Annotated in this window: 28 protein-coding genes and 1 pseudogene; 13 read left to right on the top strand and 16 right to left on the bottom strand. The window is 66.6% G+C overall.

Annotation, left to right across the window (positions count from 1 at the left end):
• Nucleotides 1–26: 26 nt before the first annotated feature.
• A complete protein-coding gene (locus QF036_RS07160; RefSeq protein ID WP_307100490.1) occupies nt 27–1,658 on the bottom strand; it encodes an alkaline phosphatase D family protein in 1,632 nt (543 codons plus the stop codon).
• Nucleotides 1,659–2,048: 390 nt separating this feature from the next.
• On the opposite strand from QF036_RS07160, the gene QF036_RS07155 reads away from it, so the two are divergent.
• Nucleotides 2,049–2,549 (top strand): hypothetical protein, encoded by a 501-nt coding sequence (locus tag QF036_RS07155; protein WP_307100488.1) that lies wholly within the window; start codon nt 2,049–2,051, stop codon nt 2,547–2,549.
• Here QF036_RS07155 and QF036_RS07150 read toward each other — a convergent pair.
• From QF036_RS07150 to QF036_RS07140, 3 genes are all read right to left on the bottom strand, one after another.
• The gene (locus QF036_RS07150) at nt 2,520–3,512 is read right to left on the bottom strand and encodes an IS481 family transposase (RefSeq protein ID WP_307100486.1); all 993 of its coding nucleotides are present in this window, start codon (nt 3,510–3,512) and stop codon (nt 2,520–2,522) included. The genes QF036_RS07155 and QF036_RS07150 overlap by 30 nt on opposite strands.
• Before the next feature lie 220 nt (nt 3,513–3,732).
• Entirely contained in the window at nt 3,733–4,200 is a 468-nt protein-coding gene (locus QF036_RS07145; protein ID WP_307100484.1) for a hypothetical protein, read from the bottom strand.
• Between the two features lie 237 nt (nt 4,201–4,437).
• Nucleotides 4,438–4,905, bottom strand: coding sequence for a hypothetical protein (locus QF036_RS07140; RefSeq protein WP_307100482.1), 468 nt, complete (start codon nt 4,903–4,905; stop codon nt 4,438–4,440).
• 204 nt (nt 4,906–5,109) lie between these two features.
• Here QF036_RS07140 and QF036_RS07135 point away from each other — a divergent pair, with 204 nt between their 5' ends.
• Nucleotides 5,110–6,429: an SAM-dependent methyltransferase gene (locus QF036_RS07135; RefSeq protein ID WP_307100481.1), complete on the top strand. Its 1,320-nt coding sequence runs from the start codon at nt 5,110–5,112 to the stop codon at nt 6,427–6,429.
• A gap of 105 nt (nt 6,430–6,534) precedes the next feature.
• Nucleotides 6,535–7,236, top strand: coding sequence for a type 1 glutamine amidotransferase domain-containing protein (locus QF036_RS07130; protein WP_307100479.1), 702 nt, complete (start codon nt 6,535–6,537; stop codon nt 7,234–7,236).
• Between the two features lie 23 nt (nt 7,237–7,259).
• On the opposite strand, the gene QF036_RS07125 is transcribed toward QF036_RS07130, so the two are convergent.
• The 3 genes from QF036_RS07125 to QF036_RS07115 all read right to left on the bottom strand — a co-directional run bounded on the left by QF036_RS07125 (nt 7,260) and on the right by QF036_RS07115 (nt 9,656).
• On the bottom strand, nt 7,260–7,526 hold the full coding sequence (locus tag QF036_RS07125; RefSeq protein ID WP_043420101.1) for a hypothetical protein: 267 nt from the start codon (nt 7,524–7,526) through the stop codon (nt 7,260–7,262).
• A gap of 127 nt (nt 7,527–7,653) precedes the next feature.
• Entirely contained in the window at nt 7,654–9,057 is a 1,404-nt protein-coding gene (locus QF036_RS07120; protein ID WP_307100475.1) for a GntP family permease, read from the bottom strand.
• A 53-nt stretch (nt 9,058–9,110) separates the two neighbouring features.
• Nucleotides 9,111–9,656 carry a gluconokinase gene (locus QF036_RS07115; RefSeq protein ID WP_307100472.1) on the bottom strand — a complete coding sequence of 182 codons (546 nt, stop codon included), beginning with the start codon at nt 9,654–9,656 and terminating at the stop codon, nt 9,111–9,113.
• 192 nt (nt 9,657–9,848) lie between these two features.
• Here QF036_RS07115 and QF036_RS07110 point away from each other — a divergent pair, with 192 nt between their 5' ends.
• On the top strand, nt 9,849–10,583 hold the full coding sequence (locus QF036_RS07110; protein WP_307100470.1) for a FadR/GntR family transcriptional regulator: 735 nt from the start codon (nt 9,849–9,851) through the stop codon (nt 10,581–10,583).
• 35 nt (nt 10,584–10,618) lie between these two features.
• Here QF036_RS07110 and nhaA read toward each other — a convergent pair whose 3' ends face one another.
• Both nhaA and QF036_RS07100 read right to left on the bottom strand, forming a co-directional pair.
• Nucleotides 10,619–11,971, bottom strand: coding sequence for a Na+/H+ antiporter NhaA (gene nhaA, locus QF036_RS07105; protein WP_307100467.1), 1,353 nt, complete (start codon nt 11,969–11,971; stop codon nt 10,619–10,621).
• A 173-nt stretch (nt 11,972–12,144) separates the two neighbouring features.
• Nucleotides 12,145–12,309 carry a hypothetical protein gene (locus tag QF036_RS07100; protein ID WP_307100465.1) on the bottom strand — a complete coding sequence of 55 codons (165 nt, stop codon included), beginning with the start codon at nt 12,307–12,309 and terminating at the stop codon, nt 12,145–12,147.
• A gap of 119 nt (nt 12,310–12,428) precedes the next feature.
• On the opposite strand from QF036_RS07100, the gene QF036_RS07095 reads away from it, so the two are divergent.
• Nucleotides 12,429–14,258, top strand: coding sequence for a tetratricopeptide repeat protein (locus QF036_RS07095; RefSeq protein WP_307100463.1), 1,830 nt, complete (start codon nt 12,429–12,431; stop codon nt 14,256–14,258).
• 125 nt (nt 14,259–14,383) lie between these two features.
• Here the strand turns inward: QF036_RS07095 and QF036_RS07090 are convergent, their stop codons facing one another.
• From QF036_RS07090 to QF036_RS07070, 5 genes and pseudogenes are all read right to left on the bottom strand, one after another.
• Complete coding sequence (locus QF036_RS07090) at nt 14,384–14,587, bottom strand: cold-shock protein (protein WP_190606256.1); 204 nt, start codon at nt 14,585–14,587, stop codon at nt 14,384–14,386.
• Nucleotides 14,588–14,823: 236 nt separating this feature from the next.
• Nucleotides 14,824–15,171, bottom strand: a complete 348-nt coding sequence (locus tag QF036_RS07085; RefSeq protein WP_307100461.1) for a PRC-barrel domain-containing protein — start codon at nt 15,169–15,171, stop codon at nt 14,824–14,826.
• A complete protein-coding gene (locus QF036_RS07080; RefSeq protein ID WP_307100459.1) occupies nt 15,158–15,598 on the bottom strand; it encodes a hypothetical protein in 441 nt (146 codons plus the stop codon). Before QF036_RS07080 ends, QF036_RS07085 begins: the two co-directional genes overlap by 14 nt.
• Nucleotides 15,595–16,823, bottom strand: a pseudogene (locus QF036_RS07075) (Nramp family divalent metal transporter). The gene QF036_RS07080 and the pseudogene QF036_RS07075 overlap by 4 nt, the downstream one beginning before the upstream one ends.
• A complete protein-coding gene (locus QF036_RS07070; protein ID WP_307100457.1) occupies nt 16,820–17,287 on the bottom strand; it encodes a hypothetical protein in 468 nt (155 codons plus the stop codon). Before QF036_RS07070 ends, QF036_RS07075 begins: the two are co-directional and overlap by 4 nt.
• 248 nt (nt 17,288–17,535) lie before the next feature.
• On the opposite strand from QF036_RS07070, the gene QF036_RS07065 reads away from it, so the two are divergent.
• From QF036_RS07065 to QF036_RS07050, 4 genes are all read left to right on the top strand, one after another.
• Nucleotides 17,536–17,922 carry a TfoX/Sxy family protein gene (locus tag QF036_RS07065; protein WP_307100455.1) on the top strand — a complete coding sequence of 129 codons (387 nt, stop codon included), beginning with the start codon at nt 17,536–17,538 and terminating at the stop codon, nt 17,920–17,922.
• Nucleotides 17,923–17,924: 2 nt separating this feature from the next.
• On the top strand, nt 17,925–19,217 hold the full coding sequence (locus tag QF036_RS07060) for a flavin-containing monooxygenase (protein WP_307100453.1): 1,293 nt from the start codon (nt 17,925–17,927) through the stop codon (nt 19,215–19,217).
• A 137-nt stretch (nt 19,218–19,354) separates the two neighbouring features.
• The gene (locus tag QF036_RS07055) at nt 19,355–19,831 is read left to right on the top strand and encodes a hypothetical protein (protein ID WP_003806116.1); all 477 of its coding nucleotides are present in this window, start codon (nt 19,355–19,357) and stop codon (nt 19,829–19,831) included.
• Nucleotides 19,832–19,860: 29 nt separating this feature from the next.
• On the top strand, nt 19,861–21,705 hold the full coding sequence (locus QF036_RS07050) for a glycoside hydrolase family 15 protein (protein WP_307100450.1): 1,845 nt from the start codon (nt 19,861–19,863) through the stop codon (nt 21,703–21,705).
• A 22-nt stretch (nt 21,706–21,727) separates the two neighbouring features.
• Here QF036_RS07050 and QF036_RS07045 read toward each other — a convergent pair whose 3' ends face one another.
• Nucleotides 21,728–22,045 carry a carboxymuconolactone decarboxylase family protein gene (locus tag QF036_RS07045; protein ID WP_307100448.1) on the bottom strand — a complete coding sequence of 106 codons (318 nt, stop codon included), beginning with the start codon at nt 22,043–22,045 and terminating at the stop codon, nt 21,728–21,730.
• 167 nt (nt 22,046–22,212) lie between these two features.
• Between QF036_RS07045 and QF036_RS07040 the strand changes: the two genes are divergently transcribed.
• The 3 genes from QF036_RS07040 to QF036_RS07030 all read left to right on the top strand — a co-directional run bounded on the left by QF036_RS07040 (nt 22,213) and on the right by QF036_RS07030 (nt 24,547).
• Complete coding sequence (locus tag QF036_RS07040) at nt 22,213–23,085, top strand: helix-turn-helix transcriptional regulator (protein WP_307100446.1); 873 nt, start codon at nt 22,213–22,215, stop codon at nt 23,083–23,085.
• Nucleotides 23,082–23,489, top strand: a complete 408-nt coding sequence (locus tag QF036_RS07035; protein ID WP_307100444.1) for a (R)-mandelonitrile lyase — start codon at nt 23,082–23,084, stop codon at nt 23,487–23,489. The genes QF036_RS07040 and QF036_RS07035 overlap by 4 nt, the downstream gene beginning before the upstream one ends.
• Before the next feature lie 71 nt (nt 23,490–23,560).
• Nucleotides 23,561–24,547: an aldo/keto reductase gene (locus QF036_RS07030; RefSeq protein ID WP_307100442.1), complete on the top strand. Its 987-nt coding sequence runs from the start codon at nt 23,561–23,563 to the stop codon at nt 24,545–24,547.
• Here QF036_RS07030 and QF036_RS07025 read toward each other — a convergent pair.
• The gene (locus QF036_RS07025) at nt 24,537–24,791 is read right to left on the bottom strand and encodes a hypothetical protein (protein ID WP_307100441.1); all 255 of its coding nucleotides are present in this window, start codon (nt 24,789–24,791) and stop codon (nt 24,537–24,539) included. The two genes, QF036_RS07030 and QF036_RS07025, sit on opposite strands and share 11 nt — an antisense overlap.
• Nucleotides 24,792–25,076: 285 nt before the next feature.
• Between QF036_RS07025 and QF036_RS07020 the strand changes: the two genes are divergently transcribed.
• Nucleotides 25,077–26,765 carry a multicopper oxidase family protein gene (locus tag QF036_RS07020; protein WP_307100439.1) on the top strand — a complete coding sequence of 563 codons (1,689 nt, stop codon included), beginning with the start codon at nt 25,077–25,079 and terminating at the stop codon, nt 26,763–26,765.
• Nucleotides 26,766–26,798 lie beyond the last annotated feature (33 nt).

Genomic DNA, 26,798 nt, shown 5'->3' with positions numbered 1-26,798 from the left:
GATCCCCACAGGCTCAACCAGCCGGCTCAGCGCTCCGGATTCAGGTCCTTGCGGAAGATCACCGTGCCGTTGGCGTTGCGGAGGGTGACGGAGAAGACGTCGTCCGCGCCGAGGTCCACGTGGCCGAAGTACTGGCTTTCGCCGCTGCGTGGGGACTCGCCGGAGTAGGCTCCTGCCCGCGAGAAGGCCACCTCGGGGCCGAAGGTGCCATCCATCTGGTTGGGGCCGAAGCTTCCGGCGTTGATGGGCCCGCCCACGAACTCCCAGAAGGGATCGAAGTCCTGGAAGGCGGCGCGCTCGGGTGAGTAGTGGTGGGCGGCGCAGTAATGCACGTCCGCGGTGAGCCACACGACGTTTTTAACCCGGTTGCGCTTGAACGCGGACAATACACGTGCGATTTCGAGTTCTTTGCCCAAGGGGGCGTCGGCGTCGCGGTTGGAGAGAGATTCCTGCGCTGCGGGCCCGTCGGGGACGATGATGCCCAGCGGCAGGTCTGCGGAGATCACCTTCCATGTGGCCTGGGACGTGCTGACCTCGCGTATGAGCCAGTCGGCCTGTTCCTGGCCAAGGATGTGGGTGAGGTTCGTTTCCTTGCCGTCCGTGTTGGGGTCCTTGAAGGTGCGCATGTCCAGGCAGAAGACGTCCAGCTGCGGGCCGCGGGTGATCTTGCGGTAGATGCGGGCAGGCTCGAAGCCGGTGCTGCCGTCGCTGAGCTGGGCGATGGGCTGGTATTCCTGCCAGGCCTGGCGGCCACGGGCGGCGAGCACGTCCACGCGGCGCTCGGTGTAGCGGGCGTCGGTGAGGATTTCGCCTGGGTACCAGTTGTTGGTGGTTTCGTGGTCGTCCCACTGGGCAATGACCGGGACCTCCGCGTAGAGGGCGCGGATGTTCTTGTCCATAAGGTTGTAGCGGTGCCGCCCCCGGTACTCCTCGAGGGTTTCGGCCACCTTGGAAACCTCTTCGGTGACGAGGTTGCGCCAGATCTGTCCGTCGGGCTCGGTGACCTGGGCGGCGATGGGGCCGTCGGCGTAGATGGTGTCGCCCGAGTGGATGAAGAAGTCAGGCTTGGTGGCGAGCATGGCCGCATATCCGCGCATGCCGCCGATCTCCTCGTTGATGCCCCAGCCCTGGCCCGCGGTGTCGCCGGTCCAGACGAAGCTCTGGCCCCGCTTGCTGCCGGGGCTGCGGGACCAGACGCTGTTGGCCTTCGAACCGGGCGCGGTGCTGAAGGAGCCGCGGGCGGTTTCGCCTGCGTTCCCGTCCGAGTCCTCGAAGTGCATGGTGAGCGCGAAGCGGGTTCCCGCCGGGAGGCCTCGGGCGGCGATCTTCGAGGTGAAGTCGGTGGCGTCGCTGGCAGTGGTGCCGCGCAGCACCCGGCTGAAGGCGCGGCTGCCGCGGAGCGCGGACCCGTCCTCGTCGACCGCCACCAGGTTGGCGACTAGCCGGCCGGCGCCTGACGCGCGCGACCACAGGACGCCCGAGTTGGTTGTGACGTCCCCGGTGGAAATGCCGGACGGGAGAGTCAGCCGGTTGCGTACCAGGGGAACCGCGGACGGCCGGGCCGCGTGGGCCGGGACCACCAGCGAAGGCGCGACGGCGGCGGCACCGGCAGCGGCGATGGCACCTTTGAGGACTTTTCGGCGGGAGAGAGCAGTCATGGGGCCATCGTTGACGGGCCGGGTTAAGGGACTGCGACGGCGGGGTGAACCGGGTGGATCGCGGCGGTGACAACCAGTTCGAATTCCTTGACAAATAATGAATTGTCTTCCCAAGGGCGAGTAGCAGGTCTAATATCCTGCACCTAGGCATTAATCAAAGAAGACAATGCCGAGAGCTGACCCTTACTTTTACGTAAGGGTAAATGAGTGGGAATGCGCTTCGTGCCATTTCCTGCGGCAACTCATTTGCGGGCTACTCCGTGGGAGAACCTGCCTCATAGGAATATTGGCCTTATGCGAATATTCAACGCCCCTCACCTTCTTTGCGCGCATATTGCGGCATTATTCTGCCCAGTGCGCTTGTATGCCAAAAAACAATGGAGATAAATCATGAAAAAGCTATTCATTCTCATTGGGGTCTTCCTGGGCTCGATGGTCACCTCCGGACCGGTTGCGGCGGCGCCCGTAGAACCCATCGCTTTTGACTTCACCACTACCGCTGGCGATGTCTGTGCATTTCCTGTTTTGGTGGAAGTCGCTGGAAAGAGTAAAGAAATCGGCGCCCCTGGGGACGACTCCATTCTTATCGCACCTGGACTGAAAGCAACGTTCACGAATACGCTTACTGGAAAGTCCGTCACTTATGTAATCACGGGAGCTACGCACAACCAAACACTGGCCAACGGTAACGTGGTTTCCACCGTGACCGGCAGGAACGCCATCGTCAACAGCATTGAACTCAATGAAACAGTCCGCCCGGGAATCTTCCTCGTCGAGGGTACGTTCCGATTTGAACTTAACGGGTCCATCGAAGTCCACGTATTTAGCGGGACCGGTAGAGTCACAGACGTCTGCGCTGTCCTAGCTGTACTGCCCAGGCAGGTTGGTTAAGCGGCTGATGGGCGTGTGGCCTCCGATTGCAGTGTGGGGCCTGTGGTGATTGTAGTGGTGCAGCCATGCAGGGAGGGCGTTTCTGCGGGCTGATTCAGTGGCGTAGAAGCGTTTGAAGGCCCATCCGTCGGCCAGTGTGCGGTGGAACCGTTCGATCTTGCCGTTGGTTTGCGGACGGTAGGGTCGGGTCTTCTTGGCCTTGATGTTCAGCTCCCGGCAGGTGTCCCGCCAGAGGTTCGATTTGTACGCTGATCCGTTGTCGGAAAGGACTCGCTCGACGGTGACGCCGCGCGCGGCGAACCAGGATACTGCCCTTTTCAAAACGGAGGCTGCGGTGGCCGCTGTTTCGTCATCATGGATCTCGGCGTAGGCGACGCGTGAGTGGTCGTCCACGACGGTGTGCACGTAGGCGGTGCCGATCAGCGGGTTGCGGTGGTTGCTTCGCGGCTTTGCCGGAGTCGTAGCGCGGTTCCTCTTGCCTTCCTGCCGGCCAACGTAGCGCCAGCCGCCACCGTCCGGGATGTTGCCGAGCTTCTTCACATCGACGTGGATCATCGCCCCGGGTTTGTCGTGTTCGTAGCGGCGGATGACTTCCCCGGTGCGCTTATCCACGTAATGCAGCCGGTTCAGCCGGCACCGGACCAGGACCGCGTGGACCGTGGAGGCAGGCATGGCCAGCTTCGCTCCAATCGCGACAGGCCCCAGCCTTTGCTTCCAGCGCAGGTGCACGACCTTGCGAACCAGATGCGGCGGAGTCCGGTTCGCCACCCGGTGCGGGCTTGAGGATCGGTCCGTCATGCCGGCTGGGCCCATCGCGGCATACCTGGCTGCCCACCGTTTGGCGGTGGGCCAGGAGCAATTGAACTGTTCGGCAGCCCGGGACACCGGCCAGCCGTGATCAACGACGAGCCGCGCGACGCGTAACCGTTGGCGTGGAGTCAAAGCAGCATTAGCGTGGGACATTGAGGACCTCCTGGTCGCTTCAGCGGTTGTCTAAGCAACTCCACTGTCCAACCGGAGGTCCTCACCCATGAGTCAACGACTCCAGCGAGTCATCACATTCACCCAACCAACGTCCCTGGGCAGTACACCTAGCGCGATAAGAACACTTCCACGTGTCACGACGTCGGGTGGCTGGCTTTCTGCCAGCCACCCGACGTCGTGCGTTCTTAGAAAAAGCAGCTCAGCGCAAAGGAACCTCGTCCACGAAGGCCACCGGCGCCACAGCTTGCTGGTAGAGCTTGAGGGCATCGGGCACGGCGAGGTTGCCGAAGTTCAGCGACAGCTGCAGGCCCTCCAGTTGGGCGTTGGCGCTCTCGGCCGCGCTGACCTTTTCGCCCAAGGCCCGGGAGTTGGCGAAATTCGTGGCCAGGGCGGCGGACACGGAGAAGATTACGGCTGCAAGGCAGAGGAACCGCCACACGATGGAGTCGTCGTCCAGCGAGAAGATCCCGCGTACCGCCTCCGTGAATCCGGTACCGCCCACTGCCGGTCCGGCCGTGAGTGCGGCCGCCAGCGCACTGCCCACGATGCTGATGTTGGAGAGTCGGTTCCGTCGTGGCCGCTCCCGTCCTATGTAGGAGCGAATGGCCTGCTGTTTTTGGTCAATGCGCTCGGAGAGCCGTTGCCGCGTATCGGCGGATTCTTCCATGGTTAGCTACAGCCTTTCTCCCCCCGGTCGACGTTTGGATCAGGATCCCACCGCCCGGAATCCCGGTCCAGACTCGGATGCTCAGGGTCCGCCCGCCATAGGACGCGGAATAGCAAGGGCTCACTGAAAGTTCGCCGAACCCGGGAAGGAGGACCCGGACGGGAGACTCCGCGCATCCTTCGGCCGCGATAGCGCGGAACCGGCTGGCCGCCACCGCCGTCGTACTCTTAATACCGCTCAGCGGGACGGGACCTCTGCCACGAACGGAACGTGGGAAACGAACTGCTTGTACAGCATCGCTGCCTCGTCAATCGCTATGTGACCGAAGCCCAGAGACAGCTGCAGCCCCTCCAATTGCGCGATCGCTGTCTCCGCTGCGGTGACTTTCTCGGCCAAAGCCTGCGAGTTGGCGAAGTTCGTGGCCAGACCTGCCCCAACGGACAGGATCACCGCTCCCAGGCAAAGGACGCGCCACACCACGGAGGCGTCACCGAGCGAGAACATACCCTGGACTGCCGCCGTGAACCCCGTGCCGCCAAACGCCGGACCCGCAGTGAACAGAGCCGCCAGCACGCTCCCGGCGACGCTGAATTCCGTGAGCCTGTGCCGCCGTGGCCGGAGCCGTTCCAGGTAGGAGCGGAGTGCGCTCTGCTTTTCCTCGATGCGGTCGGACAGCCTCTGGCGCGTCTCCGGCGAGTCGTCCATGGCGGTATCAGCCTCCCTCTCCGACGGTATTGCGATCAGGATCCCACCGCCCTGATATCCGGTCCAGAGTCGAAATGTTTGGACTGATGCCAGCGAGACAGGGTTGTCTCCCTGTCCGCTACACGCAGGCTTGTGTACGTTATTGCCACGGGACTGCAATGGCGCAGCCCGCCGAGCTGGGGCAGCGGACGAGAGGCGACGAGGATGGCAAAGACGACCGGAGCGGCACCAAAGCTGGCCAAGGCATTGGCCATTGTTCTCGGAACCGGGGATTTGAACAATGACCGGTCCGGCACAGAGCAGATACCCATCCGTTTGCGGGCCTGGGATGGCTCCGAAGCCGGTCCCGAAGATGCCCCGCTGATCGAGTTCACGTCCCGGCGGGCGCTGCGGCGGATCCTGTGGGCGCCCGGGCAGCTGGGGTTGAGCCGGGCATACGTCGCCGGTGAAATCAACGCGCACGGCGACATCTTCGCGGCCTTCGCCGCCCTCAGCTCCGTCGGCAAGTTCGCCGAGCCTGGCCCTTTCAGTCCGCTGACACCCCGGGAACTGTGGACGCTGGTGAAGACGGGTGTCCGGGTCGGCGCGCTCGGGCCCAACCCCGCTCCCCCGCCGGAGGAGGCGAGGGTGGAAAAGCACGGCAGGAGGCACTCCAAGAAACGGGATGCTGCCGCGATCTCACACCATTACGACGTCGGCAATGACTTTTACCGGCTGGTCCTCGGTCCGTCGCTGGTCTACTCGTGCGCCGTCTGGTCCGATGAGGGCCGGAGCCTGGAAGAGGCCCAGGAGGAGAAGCTCGACCTCGCCTGCCGGAAGCTGGGTCTGAAGCCCGGCATGCGGGTGCTGGACGTGGGCTGCGGCTGGGGAAGCTTCGCGCTGCATGCGGCCGGGCGGTTCGGGGTGAGCGTCGTCGGCATCACGCTGTCCACCGAGCAGGCCGAGATGGCCCGCAAGCGGGTGGCCGAGGCCGGCCTGACTGAACTCGTGGATATCCGGGTCCAGGACTACCGCGACGTGACCGACGGGCCCTACGACACGATCAGCTCCATCGGCATGTCCGAGCATGTCGGCCGCGAACAGCTGGGCCGCTACGTCTCGCAGCTCCACGGTCTTCTGCGGCCGGGCGGCCGGCTGCTGAACCACGCCATCTCCTGGAACGCCGGGCCCACCGAGGACGATCCGGATTCCTTCATCCCCCGCTACGTCTTCCCCGACGGCGAGATGCTCAGCCTGGGCGAGTTGGTGGTGGCGCTGGAGGGCGGCGGCTTCGAGGTGCTGGACGTCGAGGCCCTCCGCCGGCACTATGCCCTGACGCTGCGGGCCTGGGTGAAGAACCTCGAGGAGCAGTGGGACGAGGCCGTGCGGCTGACGTCCGACGGCCGCGCGCGCATCTGGCGGCTCTACATGGCCGCCAGTGCTCTCGGCTTCGAGGGCGGCCTGACGGGAGTGAACCAAGTGTTGCTTCAGAAGCCCGGCGGCGAGGAGCCGCCGCTCCGGCTGAGGGAATGGACCACCGGCTGAGCCCGTCGAAACCAAGCCGGTCCGCGGGATCTCGACAAGCTCGATTAGCGGTCCCCGCTGGCTGAGCCTGCCGAAACCAAGAAAATCACAAAAGGAGCAAGAACAATGGCTAACATTCTGATGGTCGTCTCGGCGGCCGATTCGCTGACCATGAAGGATGGCAGCCGGCACCCCACCGGGTTCTGGGCCGAGGAGCTGGTGGTGGCACACCGTACCCTGCAGCAGGCCGGGCACAACGTGGACTTCGCCACTCCCGGCGGCGTCAAGCCCAACGTGGACAAGATCAGCCTGCAGCCGGACATGGTCGGCAGCGAGGAGAGGGCGGAGGACTTCCGGACCTATCTGGAGATGATCGACGTCGACCTTTTCGCGCCGCTGGTGCTGGCCGACGTCGACATGTCCGGGTACGACGCCGTCGTCCTGCCGGGCGGCCACGGCCCGATGGCGGACCTGTTCCAGGACAAGGACCTCGGCCGGATTCTGGTGGAGGCGGACGGTGCCGGAAAGATTATCGCGCCCTTCTGCCACGGCCCGGCGGGCCTGCTCAGCGCCACGGCCGACGACGGCGCGTTCGCTTTCGCGGGTCGCAAGCTCACGGTCTTCACCAACTCGGAGGAGATGGGCGGCGGCACCGGCGAGAACACGCCCTGGTTCGTGGAGACGGCGCTGCGGGGGAAGGGGGCCAACGTGGAAACCGGCCCGGACTGGGCCAGCCACATTGTGCGGGAGGGCAACCTGATCAGCGGCCAGAACCCGCAGTCCAGTGAGGACGTGGCCAAGGAGGTCATCAAGGCCCTCGCCGAATAAAACTGCCGAAGCGGCGCCCCGGCTCAGCCACCCATGCCGGGCTGGACCCGCACGAAGTCGACCTTGTTGCCGGGGTTGCTCCGGCTCTTCTGGTGACGCGAGAAGCCTTTCGCGTCCAGGTGGTTCTGTGCGCGGAACTCGGCCAAGGCCTCGTCGTACGCCTGGTTGAGCCGCTTGCCGGAAACCTCCTCCACCGAGCCGTCGGAAAAGGTGACGGAGACGAGGATGCTCTCCGGGAAATGCCGGTTCATCCGGATGAAGCCTTCGGCATCCTGCTGCAGATTGATCAATGTGGTCCGCCTTCGTGGTTGTGGCTTCCAGTCTCCCTCACTTTTCAGAAGTCGGCCGACAAAAGTACGACGGCGGGAGGCTGGCAGATCTGCCAACCTCCCGCCGTCGTACTTTAGAAAGCAGTAGCTAACCGGCCAGCCCGGCAACCAGGAAGATCACCGCGGCGATGGTGAAGCCCATGACGCCGATCAGGGTTTCCATGACGGTCCAGGTCTTCAGCGTGGTCTTGACATCCATGCCGAAGAAGCGGCCCACCAGCCAGAAGCCGGAGTCGTTGACGTGGGAGACCACCACGGAGCCGGCGGCCACGGCGATGACCATGGCAGCGACCTGCATGCCGTTCAGTCCGCCCGCGGCAACGGCCGGAGCGATCAGTCCTGCGGTGGTGGTCAATGCCACGGTCGCGGAGCCCTGCGCAATCCGCAGGATCGCGGAGATCAGGAAGCCGGCCAGGATCAGCGGGATACCCATGTTGCCGAGCACGTCGGCGAGGGCGTCGCCGATGCCGGAGGTGCGCAGCACACCGCCGAACATGCCGCCGGCGCCGGTGATGAGGATGACCGAGCAGACCGGGCCCAGCGAGGATTCAAGCAGCTTCTCCAGGGCGCCGTTGTGGACTCCGCGGCGGGCGCCGAGGACGAACATCGCAACCAGGACGGAGATGAGCAGCGCCACCGGCGTTTCACCGAGTGTGCGCAGCACCTGGAACCACTGTTCCTTCTTGACCGCTTCGGACAGCACGCCGGAGGCGGCGAGGGTGTTCAGGCCGGTATTGATGAAGATCAGTGCCAGCGGCAGAAGCAGCAGGCCGATGACGGTGCGGAACCGCGGCGGGTGGGATTCGGCGTCGGCGGTTGCGTGGCCGAGCAGTTCCGGCACGGGCAGCTCCAGCTTCTTGCCGGTCCACAGGCCGTACAGGTAGGCGGTGACATACCAGGTGGGGATTGCCGTGAGCAGGCCGGCGATGGTGACGAGGCCGATGTTCGCCTCAAAGAAGGCCGACGCCGAGACGGGACCAGGGTGGGGCGGCAGGAAGATGTGCATCACGGAGAACGCGCCGGCGGCGGGCAGGCCGTAGCGCAGCACGCCCCCGCCCAGACGGTGGGCCACGGCGAACACGACAGGGAGCATGACCACGAGGCCGGCGTCGAAGAAGATCGGGAAGCCGAAGATCAGGGATGCGAGGCCCAGCGCGAACGGTGCGCGCTTTTCGCCGAAGATGCCGATGAGGTAGTCGGCCAGCACTTTCGCGCCACCGCTGGTCTCCACGATGCGGCCGAGCATGGCCCCCAGGCCCACCAGCAGTGCAACGGTGCCCAGGGTTGTCCCGAAGCCGTTGACCAGCACCGGCACTACCTGGTTGGCAGGGATGCCAGTGGCGAACGCGGTGGCAAGGCTGACCACGATCAGTGCCAGCAGCGCGTGCATGCGCAGCCGGATGATCAGGACGAGCAGGACGGCGATGGCCGCTGCCGCGATGAGCAACAGTGGTCCTGCGCCCAGTGTTTGGGTCCATCCTTCGATGGTCATGGTTCTCCTTTGAAACAGGTTCTTGCGTTGGGGAGGTGAAAGAGGGTGGGCGCTTAGTTAGCGCACGGCGCCTGGTGGGAGGGAAGCTGCAGCGCGGCCAGGATGGCGCCGATGAGCTCCTCCGGGGTGCGGGTGATGTCCAGGCGGAGGCTGCCGGCTTCCAGTTCCTCCGCGGTCAGCGGTTCCAGGGTGGCCAGCTGGCTGGGCAGGAGCGTGGGCGGCATGAAGTGGCCCTCGCGTCCCTGCATGCGCTGGCTGATCAGGGCTGCCTCGCCGTGCAGGTGGATGAACAGCACGCGGCCTTCGGCTTCGGACAGCAGCCTCCGGTAGCTCTGCTTGAGCGCGGAGCAGGTGAGCACGGTGCTGTGGCCGGCCCGGGCCTGTTCGGTCATCCAGTCCTGAATCTGCTGCAGCCAGGGCCAGCGGTCCTCGTCCTGCAGCGGGATGCCCTGGCTCATCTTGTCGATGTTGGACTGCGGGTGGAACTCGTCCGCCTCCGCGCTGGCCCAGCCGAGGTGCTTGGAAAGGGCCGCGGCAATCGTGGACTTGCCCGAACCGGCAACGCCCATGACCACCAGGTGCGTGGCTGGATACTGCATGTTTTACCTCCGAAGAAGACGTCTTTGGCTTGTGGAAGAAGCTCAATCTGCAGCCCGATTCGAACTGCGCTGGAGATAAGGTATCACCAATTCATTCAAAAGATACTATCTTTTCGTGTCACAGGTCATATCTTTGCCTTCATCGTCCGGTAGTCTTGGGAGGCGCCACGGGCGCGGAGGGAAGGCAGGAATATGTCGATGGCGACATCAGAGAGCGCGGATGACGCGAACGACGGCGGGTTGTCACCCGCGATGCATGAACGCGTCCTTGACGCTCTTGGCGTGGCTATCGCTTCCGGGCGTCTTGGCCCCGGGAGCCGCCTGACCCTTGAAGGCCTGCAGCAGGAGTACGGCGTGTCCCGGACGGTCGCCAGGGACACGATGAAGGTCCTCGAGTCGATGAACCTGGTCTACTCTCGCCGGCGGGTGGGGATTGTGGTGCAGAGCCCGGAACGCTGGAACGTTTACGATCCCAAACTTGTGCGCTGGCGCCTCGCGTCAGAGCGCCGCGCGCAGCAGTACGCCAGCCTCACCGAGCTGCGCATCGCCGTCGAACCCATCGCCGCCGCGGGCGCCGCCCGCCGGGCAAGTGCCGCCGAGCGCAGCCAGCTGGTGGAGTTGGCCGCGGACCTGCGGCGGCTGGGTGAAGCCGGTGAACTGGAGGCGTTCCTGGCGGCTGACATCGCCTACCACCGGCTGGTGCTGACAAGCTGCGGCAACGAGATGTTTTCCTCGCTCGAGGGCATGGTGGCCGAGGTGCTCACCAGCCGCACCAAGCAGGGCCTCATGCCGTTCAAGCCCCGGCCCGAAGCCCTGGACGCGCACGAGGCAGTGGCCGCAGCTGTCGCCGGTGGGGACGCCACGGCGGCAGAGACCGCCATGCACCACATCCTCGACGAAGTGCGGAATGCGATGGGGCTGCACTAGTCCCAGGGGACCGGCGGCACATTCCCGCACTGGGTTCAGGAGCGCTGGTCCTGTTCGTAAACGTCGGGGATGCCGTCATGGTCGGAGTCGATTTCCTCGGCGGCTTCTGCCAGCCGGTATTGGCGGTTTCTGGTGCTGAGGACGGCTGCTGCCAGCAGCGCAGCAATAAGAGACGCGGTCAGGATGCCGACTTTGGCGTGGTCGTCGTAGATGCTTCCGTGACCGAAACTGAGTTCAGCCACTAACAGCGAGACGGTGAAACCGATTCCGGCCAGGACGGAGACTCCGAAGATGTCGATCCACTTGAAGGAGTCATCCAGCCTTGCCCTGGTGGCCTTCGTGAGAACCCAGGTGGTGCCGAGGATCCCGGCAGGCTTACCCAGCACGAGGGCGAGGATGATGCCCAGGGTTACCGGGTCGGTAAGGGCGGAGACCAGCCCTTCCCATCCTCCGACGGCGACTCCGGCGGAGAAGAACGCGAAGATCGGTACGGCGATGCCGGCGGAGATGGGGCGGAAGCGGTGTTCAAAGGTCTCCGCGAGGCCGGGACCGGCTTCCGGACCGCCGCTGGCCTGGGAACGGATCACGGGCACGGCAAACCCCAGCAGCACGCCGGCGACGGTGGCGTGGATGCCTGAGGCATGCACCAGCGTCCAGGTGGCGATGCCCAGTGGCAGCAGGATGAGCCATGCTGCTACAAGCCTGGATCCGAAGAACCGGCGGTATTTCTGGGCGAGGAAGGTGTAGAGGCCCAGAGGAATCAGTGCCAGCAGCAGCGGCCCGGGCTGGATGTCGCTGGAGTAGAAGATGGCGATGATGCTGATCGCGATCAGATCATCGACCACGGCCAAGGTGAGCAGGAAGATCCGCAGGGCGCTGGGCAGGTGGGAGCCGATGATCGCCAGGACGGCAACGGCGAAGGCGATGTCGGTGGCGGTGGGGATGGCCCAGCCCCGCAACATCTCCGGGCTCGAGAGGTTGACCAGGGCGTAGATGACCGCGGGCACAGCGACACCGCCAACGGCGGCGGCGATGGGGACGATGGATTTGCTGATCTGGCGCAGGTCTCCGGCGACGAACTCCCGCTTGAGTTCGAGTCCGACGAGGAAGAAGAAGATGGCCAGCAGTCCGTCGGCGGCCCAGGCTCCGAGGCTGAGGTTTAGGTGCCAGGGCTCGTAGCCGATCCTGAAGTCCCGGAGTGCGAAATAGCTCTCGGCCAAGGGTGAGTTGGCCCAGAAGAGTGCGACGACGGCTGCGACGACCAGCAGTGCGCCGCCGACGGTTTCTTTTCGCAGTATCGCCCCGATGCGCAGCGCCTCGGCGTAGCTGCCGCGTCCGAAGACGGTGGATCCGCCGCGGGGCGAAGTTGAGGGTGGGTTCTGGTCCATTAGGTGTCCTGATCGTTGGGTCGACAAATACCGTGCCGACCAGACTTCCCGGCTCACCTGCCTCCAGTCTATGGGCTCGGGCCGCCCTGACACGAACGACCCCAGTCCGATCCTCGGGCGGAGCGTTCCCCGCGCGGCTCTTCAGGGTTGAGCTTGTTGAAACCCGCTGCTCCCTAAAGCCGCGCCTCGGAGAAGGGAACGCTGGGCAGACGCCCTGCGTGCCATCCTTCAGTGGAACGCACCCGGGGAGTGTGGCCACGGCCGTCGGTGAGGACGGCACGGACGGTGGCGCCGACAACCCAGAGTCCAACGAGCAGGATGATGACGAGCAGTTCCATGGTGTTTCCCTCGGATGAGTGTTGGTGCTGATTGGTGATTTCAGTGTGTCCGGCATGCGTGTGAGCAAGCGTGTGAGGCACCGCAGACAGCGAAAAGCCGCCGGGGTACCATGAGCCGTATGGCCGAGACGTGGATCCGGCTCCTCGGTCCGCCGCGGATCGAGTCCCCTGGCGCAAGTCCTCCACAGCCCCGCGGCCGGAAGGCATGGGCTGTGCTGGCCTACCTCGCCCTGCAGGCTGCGGGCACCGGACGGTCGAGGACCGCCGGGCTGCTATTTCCCGATGCTGCAGATCCGCTCGGGGCGCTGCGTTGGAACCTGTCGGAGCTGCGGCGCACCCTCGACGGCGTGACGATGGCGGGTGATCCCCTCCGGTTTGAGATGCAGCCGCCGTGGCGCTGCGACGCTGCGGAACTCGTGGGGTCGGGTGCGGTCCCCCGCCCTGACCCGCACAGCCTGAACGGCCAGCTGCTCGAGGGGCTGTCCTTCGTCGACTGCCCGGTTTTCGAATCCTGGCTGTCGGACCAGCGCTACCGGCTGGAGAACTGCGCGCAGTCCGTGCTGTACGAGTCGTCAGTGTCCGCCATGGCTTCGGGCGATCCGCGGGAGGCTGCGGAGCTGGCCTCCCGTGCGCTGCAGCGTGACCCGTTCCACACTGATTGCAACGCGGTGCTGGTCCGGGCGCTGGTGGCGATTGGTGAGCACCGGCATGCGCGCGAGCATGTGAGCAAGTGCGCCAACCTTTACCGCGACGAACTGGGCCTCCCGCTGCCACCCGAAATCCGGACGGCGCTGTCCGGCGCGGCACCTGAGACCGCCCCGGGGATTCCCGCCACCGTGGCTACCGTCCGGTCCTATCTCGACGCCGGCGGCGCCTCACTCTCGGCCGGCGCCGTGGACCGCGGGCTGGATCAGCTGCGGCTTGCCGTCGTCCTGGCCCAGCGCACGCCTAACCGGCACCTGCTCGCCGAGTCGCTGGTCACGCTCGCCGGGGCGATGATCCACCAGGCGGGCGGCCGCGGCGCGGAGGTAGCGGACTTTCTGCACCGGGCCCTGTCGGCCGAATCGCCGTCGGCCGTGGCGCCGTCGGAAAAGTACGACGGCGCGTCCCCCACTGCGGCGGCCGCTTACCGCGAGCTGGGGTACTTATCCGTGCAGCGGGGTGTCCCGGACCGGGCGGCCGGCTGGCTGGAGCGGGCCAGTGCGGCTGCCGCAGGGTTCCCGGAAGAGCAGGCACGAGTCCTGGCGATTCAGGGCATGCTGGCGTCGGATACCGCACGCTATGGGGACGCGATGGATGCGCTGACCGCCTCCGGGAAGCTGGCCCGGGAGATGCGGAACCGCCGGCAGCAGGCGTTCAGCAGCGCGCTCCTCGGCCGGGTCTTGCTGCTGCGCGGTGAGCTGGACCTGGCGGCCAAGACCCTGGACCACGCCCTGGAATGGATTGCTGCCGAGCACTGGACAGCGTTCGAGCCGTTTGTGGCCGGAGTACGCGGCGAAACGTACCTCGCTGCCGGCGACCTCGAGGCTGCCGCCGAAATGATCGACCGCTCGTGGGTGATGGCGGACCTGGCCGGGGACCATTGCTACATGGCCCTCGCTGCGGGGGCCGAAGCCCGCCTGTTCCTGGCGCATGGCAACCTCGCCGCGGCGCAGCACTGGGTGGACAGAGGGATGGAACCCAAGCCCTGGTACCTCTGGTATTCGGCCCGGCTGCTGGACGTTGCGGCGGAAGTGGCTATCGCGGCACGGTCTGAGCGGGCGGGAGAAGTGGTCGAGCGTCTCGGGGCACTTGCCAGCCGCAGCGGGATGCGGGAGTTCGCCGTGCGGGCACAGTCCCACCGCGCCGTGCTCGGGGACGAGACCGCAGCCCAGGCCGTCCCCTGGCTGGCAAAGGAAATCGAAAACCCCGCACTGACCACGTTCCTGGCCGCGCGCGGCCAGCTCTAACAGCCGCTGGTTGAGCCCGGTGGTTGAGCCTGCCGATTAGCAGCACACCCGGGTTAACAAAAAGCAGGGCCCGTCCGGAGACGGGCCCTGCTCAGAAACCTTGCGGCCCCAGAAACTCTATGGAATTAGAGAGCCTGGATGTTGACGGCCTGGGGACCCTTGGGGCCCTGCTCGGTTTCGAAGGAGACCTTCTGGTTCTCTTCGAGGGAGCGGAAGCCGCCGGAGTTGATCGCGGAGTAGTGTGCGAACACGTCCTGGGAAGAGTCATCGGGGGAAATGAAGCCGAAGCCCTTTTCAGCGTTAAACCATTTGACGGTGCCAGTAGCCATTATTTTTGTCCTTCGTGAAGGTGGAGGAAAAGTCCCGACTTTCGGGTCCTCCGGCGTGGGGTGTTCAAAACCGCTACTTCAGAAGAACGCGGACTTTCGACCGCGCGTACTGCCTGAACTACCAAATACAAACACAACAACGGTCTCTAGACTACACGAGATCCAGCCGGCACCGCGACAAACTTGCAGGATCAACCTTCGAGGGTGATCAGGGCTGTCGGCGGCGGCAAGGGAAACTACTCCTGCCCGTTGCCGTCCAGCGCCGGACTGTACGCCGTGTACCCGGGCCGCAGCCGGACGGACCGGTCCCCCAACACTGCGATGTCCTCCCACATCACGAAGAAGGATCCCCGGTGCCGCCACCGCAGCAGCTTGGGCAGCGGCCACGGCTGGGTGAGGCTGTTCCGCTCGTAGCCCAGGAACGACGACCAGCTGTGCGGGCTGACCACCAGGCCCAGCAGCCGGGCTTCGGCCATCAGCCGGCGCGGGGCACCGTCCACCACAAACCGGGCGTCGGCCACGCGCCCCAGCCGCACGCCGTCGTCGTCATGCACCGGAGTGCCCAAAAGGTCACCGAGGATCACGGCGGCCTCCCGATCCCGGTATCCGGGCGATGATCTTGTCGCGGATCCAGCGCTCCACCCAGTCGGCGTCGAGGCCCTGGCCGCTGACGCCGAGCCGGACCACCACGCCGACGTCGGCCACGTCCGTCCACGGGATCCGGATCAGCCGGGACGACGGCGGCCTGCCGCCGAAGATGCGCGTCCCCAGGACGGGGCCGGTCAGCACGGCGGTGATCACCGGGGCCGGCGTTCCCTCGGGAATCACCGTCCCGAGCGGAAGTTCGGGCGCGCCCTCGGGGACGCCGAGTTCGAGGTCGTCCACGGTGGTGACGGGGACGCCGTCGCTGTCCAAAACCTGGCGGTCCAGCAGGTGCAGCTGCGCGTCCAGGGTCTGCCCGGCGACAGGGGGAACCGGGGCCAGGGGAACAGAGCGGCGGGGCGTTTTCATGCGCCGGCTCCTGTCACGATCATCAGGGGTATGGCCGCCAGCGAGGCCACCAGGATCACCACGAGGTAGACCATCGCCACCACGTTCACGCCCCGGCCGTTGACGTGTTTGCCCATGTATTGGGGGTCGTTGGCCACGATCAGGATGGGCAGGTACGTCAGCGGCAGCGCCACCGCGGAGAACACCACGGAGTATTCGGTCACCAGCACCACGGGTCCACGCCGGTGGCCAGCACCGCGATGCCCACCAGCAGGCAGATGATCATCGCCAGATGGAACCGGGCGGCCTCTGCGGGCTTGCGGAACTTGCCCCAGGACCAGCCGAAGAACTGCGCCAGCGTGTAGCCGCTGGACAGCGTCGTCTCCAGGGCCGCCCCGAATGTCGCGGCCACAATGCCGAGAAGGACGACGGCGAGCCCCAGCTTTCCGGCGCCCTCCGCCACCGGGAGGATCACCTGGGAGAGGGACGTGACGGCGATCCCGGCGGGGAGAAGAACGACGGCGGCGCACGCCGCGATCGCCACGGACAGCAGCCCGCCGAGCGGAAACCCCACCAGGACGTTGATCCGCGACTGGATCAGGTCCTTGATCTTCCACCCCTCCTCCACAGCGCCGGAGGAGAAGAAGAACACCTCGTACGGGGTCATGGCGGCGCCGAAGAGGGCGATGGCGAAGTACCAGTAGGTGGCGCCGGTCTCCTCGGCCGGGACGGCGGGGATGGCCTGGCTGGCCAGGTTGCCCCAGTCCGGTTTCAGCAGGAAAAGCGCCACGGCGAAGACGATCAGGGTCAGGCCCAGGAGCCCGGTGACGTTTTCCATGATGGAGAACTTGACCCGCCAGATCACCAGCCACACCGCCACCACCGCCAGCGGAATCCAGAGCAGGTAATTGACGCTGCTGGCCAGCTGCAGGGCTAGGGCGATGCCGCCGATTTCCGCGGTCACGGTCATCAGGTTGATGAGGAATGAGGCGGACAGGTTGGCCAGCCCGGCCCGCGGGCCCAGCCGTTCGCGGATCACCTCGAAGGTGGCCCGGCCGGAGGCGGCCGCCACCCGCCCGGACATATTGGCGAACACGCAGATGCCGACGACGCCGACCAGCACCACCCACACAAGCGACAGCCCGAACCGGGACCCGACGACGGCGTTGGTCACCAGGTCGCCGATGTCCACGAACCCTCCGATGGCGGTGAGGATGCCGAGCGCGACGCCGAGCAGGCGCTTCACTTCTTGCCCACCTTGGCCGTGAGCTGCGAGAGCGCGTCCTCAGCCGCGGCGAGCGCCCGCGCTCCGTCCGAAAGGGACGGCCCGCCGTCGTCGGACGAAACGGCGTCCCGCGCGGTGGTGAGGCCGGCGGCGGAACTGTCCAGGACCCTCAGGGCGTCCTCGCGCACCTGCCGGTCCTCGGGCGAGGTGGGCGAGAGCCGCAGGACGGTGTCGCGGCTGGTCTGCACCTCCTTGAGGGCGTCGTCGAGCGCGGTGGAGGTGGCGGCCCGGGTGAGCTTCCCGTCGGAGTCCAGGCCGACGGCGAGCTTGGCGGTGGCGATGGCGGAGGAGCTGTCCTCGGCGGCGGTGGAGACAGTGTCCGTGACGGCGCTGCCGGCTGAGCAGGCGGTGAGGAGGGCTCCCAGACAGGCGGCGGTGAGGAGTACCTGAGGGCTGGTCCGCGCTCCGGCCGGCCTGGTCAGCACCTTTCCTCCAGCCTCCGGGCGGGGCCCGGTTCGTCCGAAACGCCACTGCAGACAGCCGCGCATTTGGTTGCCTTGAGGTATGTATAGCACTGCGCGCCGGGAAACAGCAGAGTGCCGCGTGGGGAAGGTGGCCGGCCTGCCCGAAGCGGTGGCCGGGGGCGCCGGCCGGGCGTATGATCCCGGCATGGGACGGCACCGAGCCGGTCCCCTGAACTGCTGCCTGAGCCCTGCTACCCGGAGGTGCACCGATGGAAATGCCCAAAGCGTCCGAGGCTGACAAGGAACACTTCCGGACCGTGGTGCCCAACCATCCCGAGGTGGTCATCAAGCCGATGTTCGGGAACCTGGGGGCGTTCGTCAACGGCAACATGTTCGCCGGGCTGTTCGGGCCGACCATCGGCATCAAGCTCTCCGATGAGGACCGCGAAGTGCTCGAGTCCTCGGAGCGGACAGTACCGTTCGGTCCCGCCGAGCGCCCCATGGGCGGGTACACTGGCCTGCCGGAGATCTGGAACGAAGAGGGCGACGGCGATGACGCCCGGGCCCGGGCCTGGACGGAGAAGGCGTTCGCGTACGTCGCCAGCCTGCCGCCCAAGGCCGCCAAGGAACCCAAACCCAGGGCCGCGAAGAAGTAGCCATGTCCCCGCCTGCAGCGGCCGCTCGAGAAGTCGACACCCTGGTCATCGGGGCGGGGCAGGCCGGCTTGGCCACGAGCTACTGGCTCAGCCGGGCGGGCGTCGAACACCAGGTGCTGGAGCAGCGCCCGGAACTGGGCGGCGCGTGGCAGGACCGCTGGGACTCGTTCTACCTGAACACGCCGAACTTCGCGTTCCTGCTGCCGGGGATGATGTACGACGGACCCGAGCCTGACGCGTTCCTGCCCCGGGACGAGGTGATCGAGCTGTTCCGGGAGTACGCCCGGCGCATTGCGGTGCCGGTGCAGCTGGGGACCGAGGTCACCCGGGTTGCAAGGGCGGAGGGGTTTGCCGCTGGCGGGCCGACGGCGGACGGCGGGTTCGCCGTCGACACAAACCAGGGGCGCTGGCTGGCACGGAACGTCGTGCTGGCGAACGGGGCCTATCAGCGGCCGCGGATTCCGGCGTCGGCCGCCAAACTCCCCCAGCGCATTACCCAGCTGCACAGCCATGACTACCGCAACCCGGCGAAGCTGCCCGACGGCGCGGTGCTGGTGGTGGGGACCGGGCAGTCGGGCGGCCAGATCACCGAGGACCTGATCGCCTCCGGCCGGGAGGTGCACCTGTCTGTGTCGGCCTGCCCCGAGGCGCCGCGGCGCTACCGCGGCCAGGACACGTTCCACTGGCTGCTGCAGGTCAACCTGCACGGGCCGGACTACGGCATCAACGGCCTGCAGGCTGCGCAGCTCCCGTCGCCCGCCGCGCGCTTCATGTGCAATCCGCTGGTCTCCGGCAACGACGGCGGGCACGGCATCCGGCTGCGGGACCTGGGCCGCCGGGGCGTCCAGCTGCACGGCCACTTTGAGGGAACGGACGACGGTGTCATCACCTTCAGCGACGACCTCACCGCCCGCATGGCGCTGGTGGAGGCGGCGTTCGGGCAGCGGATGAAGGTGATGCTTGACGCGTACATCGCCGCGGCGGGCATCGAGGCGCCTGTTGCTGAACCTGTGCCGGTGGATGACTGGCTGCTTCCTTCCTCCGGGGCGCTCCTGGACCTCGGCGCCGAGGGCATCACCTCCGTTATCTGGAGCACCGGCTACGGCCTGGACTTCGGCTTCCTGGACATTCCCGTGCTCGACGAGTGGAACTACCCGCGCCATTCGCGGGGAGTCACGGAGGTTCCGGGGCTTTATGCGGTCGGGCTCCCGTGGCTCACCAAGCACGCGTCGTCCACGGTGGCGGCGGTGGGTCTGGATGCCGAGTACGTGGTGGGGCACCTCGCCGGGCGGTGAACCACCGGAGCCGCTGGTAGAGCCTGTCGAAACCAAGCCCGCTGGTTGAGCCTGTCGAAACCAGCCGGACCTTGCCTGCCGCTCCCCCGGGTTCTAAAATTAAATAAGTTAGCTTTAGAACCGGCCGGGAGGTTGAGATGGACTGGCAAGGCTGGGCGCTGTTCGGGCTGCTTGCCACCACAGCCCTGACCGCGGTGATGATCGCCTTTCAAATGGCCGGCTGGACCCGGCTCGACCTGCCGCTGGTCCTGGGGAGCCTCGTCACGCCGGATCCGGACAAGGCACGGATCGCCGGCTTCTTCATCCACTTGGCCGCGGGGCAGGTCTTCGCCCTTGGCTACGCGGCGGTCTTTGCGCTGCTGGGCCGGGCCACGTGGTGGATCGGCGCCCTGCTCGGACTCCTGCACGTTGCCGTGGCACTCACCGTCATTCTCCCCCTGCTCCCCGGCATCCACCCCAGAATGGCCAGCACCAGGGCGGGTCCGGCCAGCCGTGCGGCGCTTGAACCGCCGGGCCTGTTGGGCCTGAACTACGGAATCCAGACCCCGGCGGTGGCCGTGGCGGCCCACCTGGTCTACGGCTCGCTGCTCGGGCTGCTCCTCACGGTCAACTGAGCTCTGAGCGAAAGAAGGTGAACGGGAACGTGGACGCTAAGCACTCCCCCGCCCTTGCGGACTACGGGCTGCTGGGAGATACGCGCACGGCTGCCCTGGTCTCGGCCGACGGCGGCATCGACTGGCTCTGCGCTCCCACCTTCGACGGCGATCCCGTCTTCGGTGCCCTGCTCGGCGGCCCGGAAGCAGGCACCTTCCGCGCCGGCCCGGCCCTGCCCGCCGAGCGGCTCGTCCGCCGGTACCGTCCGCACACCGCCACGCTGGAGACGGTCTGGGCCGCGGGCGGCGGCACGCTGACCCTCACCGAAGCAATGGTGGCGGAGGTATCGGGCCGCCTGCTGCCCACAACTCTCCTAATCCGGCGGCTGGAGGCCGACGGCGTCCCGGTTCAGGCCGCCGTCGAACTTAACCCCCGCCTCGGCGAGCGCCATGTCCGCCCCCGGGTCCGGCAGGGGCAGCATCTGGTGTGCGAATGGGGCGCCCTGGCCCTATCGCTCGGCTGCAGCGGCGGGGTGCGCGTGGAGCCGGGTACGACGACGGTTATCACCGTTGAGCCCGGCCGTCCCGTTGTGATGGTGCTCGCCCTGGCGTACACGGAACCGCTGATCTGGGTCGATCCCGAAACCGCCTGGGACCTGGTGGAGGCCGACGAGGCCCGCTGGCGTGAGTGGACATCAGGCATCAGCGAGGACGTCCCGTTCCGGGAGCCTGTGCTGCGGAGCCTGCTGACGCTGAAGCTGCTGACCTACTCGCCGTCGGGCGCCCCTGTGGCAGCCCCGACGACGTCCCTGCCCGAGGACCCCGGCGGGATCCGCAACTGGGACTATAGGTACGCCTGGCCGCGGGACGCCAGCATCGGCATCGCCGCCTTCCTCGGACTGGGCAAAGACGGCGAGGCACTGAATTTCCTGAACTGGCTCCTGCATGCGAGCAGGCTGCAGCGGCCCCGGCTGCCGGCCCTGCTGACCCTGACCGGTGGGCATGTCCCCCGCGAGCGCACTCTGGAAAGCTGGCCGGGCTACCTGGGCAGCGCTCCGGTGCGGATGGGAAACGGGGCCGCGCACCAGCATCAGCTCGACGGCTACGGCTGGGTCCTGGACGCCGCATGGAACCTCGTCCGGCAGGGCCACCGGCTCAATTCGGAGACATGGCGGGCGATGCGCGGTTTCACTGACCTCGTGGCGCAGCGGTGGCCGGAACCGGACGCCGGTATCTGGGAAATCCGCGCTGATGCCGCGCACCACGTGCATTCCAAGATCATGGGCTGGCTTGCGCTGGACCGGGCCCTGCGCATCGCCGAGAGCCACCACATCAGTGCCCGGCGGCGGCGCCGGTGGGAGGCGGCGAGGAGCGCTGTGGCTGCCGACATCCGGATGCGGGGCTTCGATACTGCTCGGAACACGTACACCCGCTCGTATGGATCCGCCGACCTCGACTCGGCCCTGCTGATCCTGCCTGTGACCGGCTTCGAGTCGCCGGGCTCTGCACGGCTGCGGGGCACAGTCGATGCCGTGTGGGCGGAGCTCTCGGCAGGCTACCCGTTCCTGTATCGCTACCCGCCGGGTCAGGACGGGCTGCCCGGGGACGAGGGGGCGTTCCTGCCGTGCTCGTTCTGGCTGGCCCAGGCCGTCGCGCTCACGGGAAGGGCCACGGAAGCTGCGGAGTTGTTCGAGGCGCTTCTGGGGATCGCCGGCCCGCTGGGTTTGTTCAGTGAAGAGATCGATCCCGCCACCGGCGTCCTGCTCGGAAACTACCCACAGGCCATGACCCACGCCGCGTTGGTCCAGGCAGCCCTGGCCCTCCGCGATGTATCGCTGGTTGAGCCCGTCGAAACGCGGCCTAGCCCGTTGGTTGAGCCTGACCCCGCTGGTTGAGCCTGTCGAAACCAATCCCGGTTCAGCCTTCCTGCCCCGAACCGGCGGTGAAGACGTTCTTCGCGACGGTCATGGCTGACATGGCCTTGGGCCACCCGGCGTAGAAGGCGAGGTGGGTGATGGCCTCGATGAGCTCCTCCTCCGTGAGGCCGTTCTTCCTGGCGTAGTCGAGGTGGAAGGTCAGCTGCTCGGTGTTACCGCCGGCGAGGAGCACCGCGACCGTAATGAGGCTGCGGTCACGCGGGGAGAGCTCGGGGCGTTCCCACACCTGGCCGAACAGGACGTCGTTCGTGTAGCCGACGAGCGCGGGGGCGAAGTCGGCGAGAGGGTTTTCGGGCATGGGAATTCTTTCCTTTCAGCGGGCTTTTCACCGGGGGTAGGCCGGTCATGACACGAGTCAACACGCGTCCGCGGCCGCGCGGGAGCCCCGGCCGATACAGGGTCCGTCGAAGCATGGTACTGACAGGGACTCCCTCGGACCCGGATGGTCGACGTAGCGTGGTCGGCATGGACAACCGCAGCGAGATCCGTGAGTTCCTCGGCACACGGAGGGCGAAGCTCAGCCCGGAGCAGACGGGCCTGCCCTCGTTCGGCGGCACCCGGCGCGTCCCCGGGCTGCGCCGTGAAGAGGTCGCGCTGCTGGCCGGCGTCTCGGTTGAGTACTACACGAAACTCGAACGCGGCTCGCTTGCCGGGGTCTCCGAAAGCGTGCTCGAGTCGCTGGCCAGGGCGCTGCAGCTGAACGAGGCCGAACGCGAGCACCTCTACAATCTGGCCCGCGCGGCGTCACCTTCGGCGCGGCCGCGGCGCAAGCCCAGTGAGGGTGTGACTCCCAGCGTTCAGAGGCTGCTGGACTCCATGGTCGGCGTGCCCGCGTTCGTCCGCAACGGCCGGCTGGACGTCCTGGCGATCAACGGCCTTGGGCGTGCCTTGTACTCCGAGGCGTACGGACAGAACACCGAAACCGTGAACCTCGCACGTTTCGCCTTCCTCGACCACCGCTCGCACGGCCTGTACCCCGACTGGGAGAAGGCGGCCGACACCTCGGTCGCGATCCTCCACACCGAGGCGGGCCGTGACCCGTTCAACAAGTCCCTTACCGAGCTGATCGGAGAGCTGTCCACCTGTTCGGAGGACTTCCGCACCCGGTGGGCACGGCACGACGTGCGCCTCCACCGGGGAGGCTACAAGGACTTCCGCCACCCCGCCGTCGGAGACCTGCACTTGGCGTTCGACGCCCTGATGCTCCCGAACGCGCCCGGGCTCACGCTTACCGCCTACAGCGCCGACCCCGGCACCCCGTCGGAGGACGGCCTCCGGCTGCTCGCCAGCTGGGCGGCGACAGAATCGACTTCCACAACCAGCAAGGAGAACGCATGAACATCGAACCCGCCAAACCCACGAGCAAGAATCCGCCCGAGCAGTTCGCCGGTGATGTGTGGCTGGACCCCATCGCGCTTCCCCACGAAAGCGACCAGCGCATGGTGGTCGCGACCGTGCGGTTCGCCCCCGGCGCCCGCACCGCCTGGCACTCGCACGCCCGCGGACAGTACCTCCGCGTCACCCAGGGCGTCGCCCGGTTCGGTGGCCGCGACGGCACCATCATCGAGGTTCACCCCGGCCAGACCCTGTACACCCCGCCCGGCGAAGAGCACTGGCACGCTGCCGCACCCGGCTGCTTCATGGAGCACATCGCGATGCTGGAGAACGGTGACGACCCTGCCACGACCACCACCTGGCTGGAGCACATCACCGACGACGAATACAACGGCACCCAGTCCTGACTCCCCCGCCCGGGATCGGCCGACGCGGGAAGCACCACGATCAGAGCACCGACTGCAACGGAGACCGAACAATGCACACACGTACTCTCGGACAGGGCCTGAACGTTTCGGCGGTGGGGTTGGGCTGCATGGGCATTTCGCAAAGCTACGGACCCAACCCCGGCAGCCGCGAGGACATGATCGCTGTGATCCGCTCCGCCCACGACCTCGGGGTGACTTTCTTCGACACCGCCGAGGTGTACGGGCCGTATGTGAACGAGGAGCTGGTCGGCGAGGCCTTGGAGCCGATCCGCCACCAGGTACAGGTCGCCACCAAGTTCGGGTGGCGCATCGAGGACGGAAAGAGCGTGGGCCTGGACAGCCGGCCCGAGCAGATCCGCCGCGTCGCCGACGCCTCACTGAAGCGTCTTCGGACCGACGTGATCGACCTGTTCTACCAGCACCGCGTCGATCCCGACGTTCCCATCGAGGAAGTCGCCGGTACCGTCGGTGAGCTGATCGCGGAAGGCAAGGTCCGGCACTTCGGACTGTCGGAAGCCTCTGCAGGGACCATCCGCCGCGCGCACGGGGTCCAGCCGGTGACGGCGGTCCAGAGCGAGTACTCCCTGTGGACCCGCGATCCCGAGGCGGAGGTGCTCCCAACGCTCGCTGAGCTGGGCATCGGGTTTGTGCCGTTCAGTCCTCTCGGCAAGGGCTTCCTCACCGGCACCGTCAGCACGGACACCGCCTTCGCCGCGGGCGACGTCCGCGCCACGATCCCCCGGTTCAGCCAGGAGAACCGCTCCGCGAACGCCGCGCTCGTCGAGCATGTCGCCGGCCTCGCCCGCACCAAGGGCGCCACCCCGGCGCAGATCGCGCTGGCGTGGCTGCTCGCGCAGCAGCCGTGGATCGTGCCGATTCCGGGCACGCGGAGCGCCACCAGGATCGAAGAGAACGCCGGCGCCACCACCGTGGCCCTGTCAGCGGACGAGGTCGGAGACCTCGATGCGCTCGCGCAGCGGATTGGCGTGCAGGGCGCCCGCTACAACGACCAGCATCTGGGATACGTCAACCGGTGACCCGTGCGGACGGGCCGGCCCCGTCCGCACCGCCGGCGCCGCGGCGGGCCGTTCCGCGGTTGAGCGCCAGATGCCCGCCCAGGAAGCCGGCCCCTGCCACGATGGCGTTTCCTGCCAGGCCGAGCTTCAGCCCGAGCGCGTGGTGGCCACGCATCCGCGCGATGAGGGATCCAAGAAGAAGGACGACGGCGGCGTCGGTACCGAGTGCGTGCACCGCACCGATCCGGCGCTCGCTGTCCGTCATTTCCGCCCAGTCACCGGTGCCTGAAAGAGCGGTTGGTACGGCCCGGTTCCGACCAAGACCATGGCACCGTGACGTGTATAGAGATCGTCCTGGGCGGTCAACGCCCCATTTGGGGTGAAACGCAGTCCGGGCTGGCAGATCCGGCAAGCTTTTCCCAACGTGTCCGGCAGACACTGGCGTCGTTGCATCCAGGTCTCTGCAGCATCGAGGGGGAGGCGGACCCGCGGCCATTGTCGCGGGCCCGTTGTATGTCAATACATATGTTCCCAATGTCTGGAGGAGACAATGACGTCTCGCAGGGAAGTACTGAAACTGGGTGCGGTGGGCGCCGCTCTGACCGGGGTGCTGGCCGGCGGCGCTGAGCCCGCTGCGACCACGGACCCTATAAGCCGCAGCCAGCTTGCACCGCAGAACACGCCAATCCCTTTCAGGGCTGTCTTCCGGCGGCCCCCGGAGTTGGTGCCGTTTCAGCGGGGCTTCGATGGCGGCGACCCGCGGCGACCTTTCGAGCGCTACGCCCTCACCCAGAAACTCGGACAGGCCCGCATGCTGCCTGGCCTTTCCACCACTGTGGCCGGGTTCAACGGGATCTTCCCGGGTCCCACCATCCGGGCCAGGCAGGGAACCCGGATCGAGGTCCGGATCCGCAACGCATTCCCGGCGACCGGACTGCTCCAACCGGGGGCATTCAGCACCTCCACGCACCTGCACGGCTCGGCGTCCCTGCCCCAATACGACGGCTATGCCAACGACATCACCGTTACCGGTTTCTTCAAGAATTACCACTATCCCAATAGACAGACAGCGCGGACGCTTTGGTACCACGACCACAAGCACCACATCACCGCCCAGAATGTGTATTCGGGACTGGCAGGGTTCTACCCGCTGACGGACCGTTTCGAGCGGGCCCAGCTGCCGCAAGGGGAGTTCGACGTTCCGCTGATGCTTTCCGACGCACTGTTCCAGGCGGACGGTTCGCTCGGGTACAGCGACAACAGCCAAAAGGGGCTGTGGGGTGACGTGATCCTGGTCAACGGGGTGCCCTGGCCCACCATGAAGGTCAAGCCACGCATCTACCGTTTCCGCGTGCTCGACGCATCGATCTCACGCTCCTACCGGCCTGCCCTCTCCAACGGTGAACCCGTCTATATCGTTGGCACCGATGCGGGCATGACGCCGGTGGTCCAGGCTGTTTCCTCGTGGCGGCAGGGCAGTGCCGAGCGCTACGAAATCCTGATCGACTTCCGCAAGTACAGGCCCGGGCAAACCGTCGACCTGCGCAACCTCAGCAACAAGAACAACATCGACTTTGCCAACACGGACAAGATCATGCGGTTCCAGGTGGTCGCCGATTCCGGCTCCGGGGCAGGGTCCATCTCCTCCGTCCCGTCGAGGCTGGATGGCGGGGGGTCGCCCACCGCGTCCCGGGGTGGGCTCGACACGATGAGCCTCACCCCGCAGATGGCCACGGTGAAGAGGCAGCTGCGGTTCGAGCGCGAAAACGGCCAGTGGAGCATCAACGGGGTCATCTGGGACGACATCGAAAGGTCCGGGTTCACCAAGCTGTTCGGCAACCCGCAGCCATTCGCCGTCGAGCAGTGGACCATCACTAACCAATCCGGAGGGTGGTTCCACCCGGTACACATCCACCTGGTCGACGCCAAAATCATCGCCCGCAACACCAACGGCGGCAAACCATTCGCCTGGGAACTCGGCCCGAAGGACGTGTTCTACGCCGGCGAGAACGAGTCCATCACCACGCTGATGCAGTTCGACGCCATCCCGCAGGAGGCCGGTCGGTACATGATCCACTGCCACAACCTGGTGCACGAGGACCACGACATGATGGTTCAGTATGCGGTTGGTGATCTGCGGACCAACAACCCAATCACCACCGATCCGCCCAAGCGCGACACCCTGCCCGCGAACGCCTTCCCGCCGGTGTACCGGCCACTGTTCCCGGCGGGGACGTGAGATGGATCCATGACCGAAGCCCCGAGTTTTTGG

This window comes from Arthrobacter globiformis (assembly GCF_030817195.1).
Lineage (GTDB): Bacteria > Actinomycetota > Actinomycetes > Actinomycetales > Micrococcaceae > Arthrobacter > Arthrobacter globiformis_D.
Note: the sequence above shows the minus strand (reverse complement) of the source record. Positions and strands in the feature narration are given on the sequence as shown.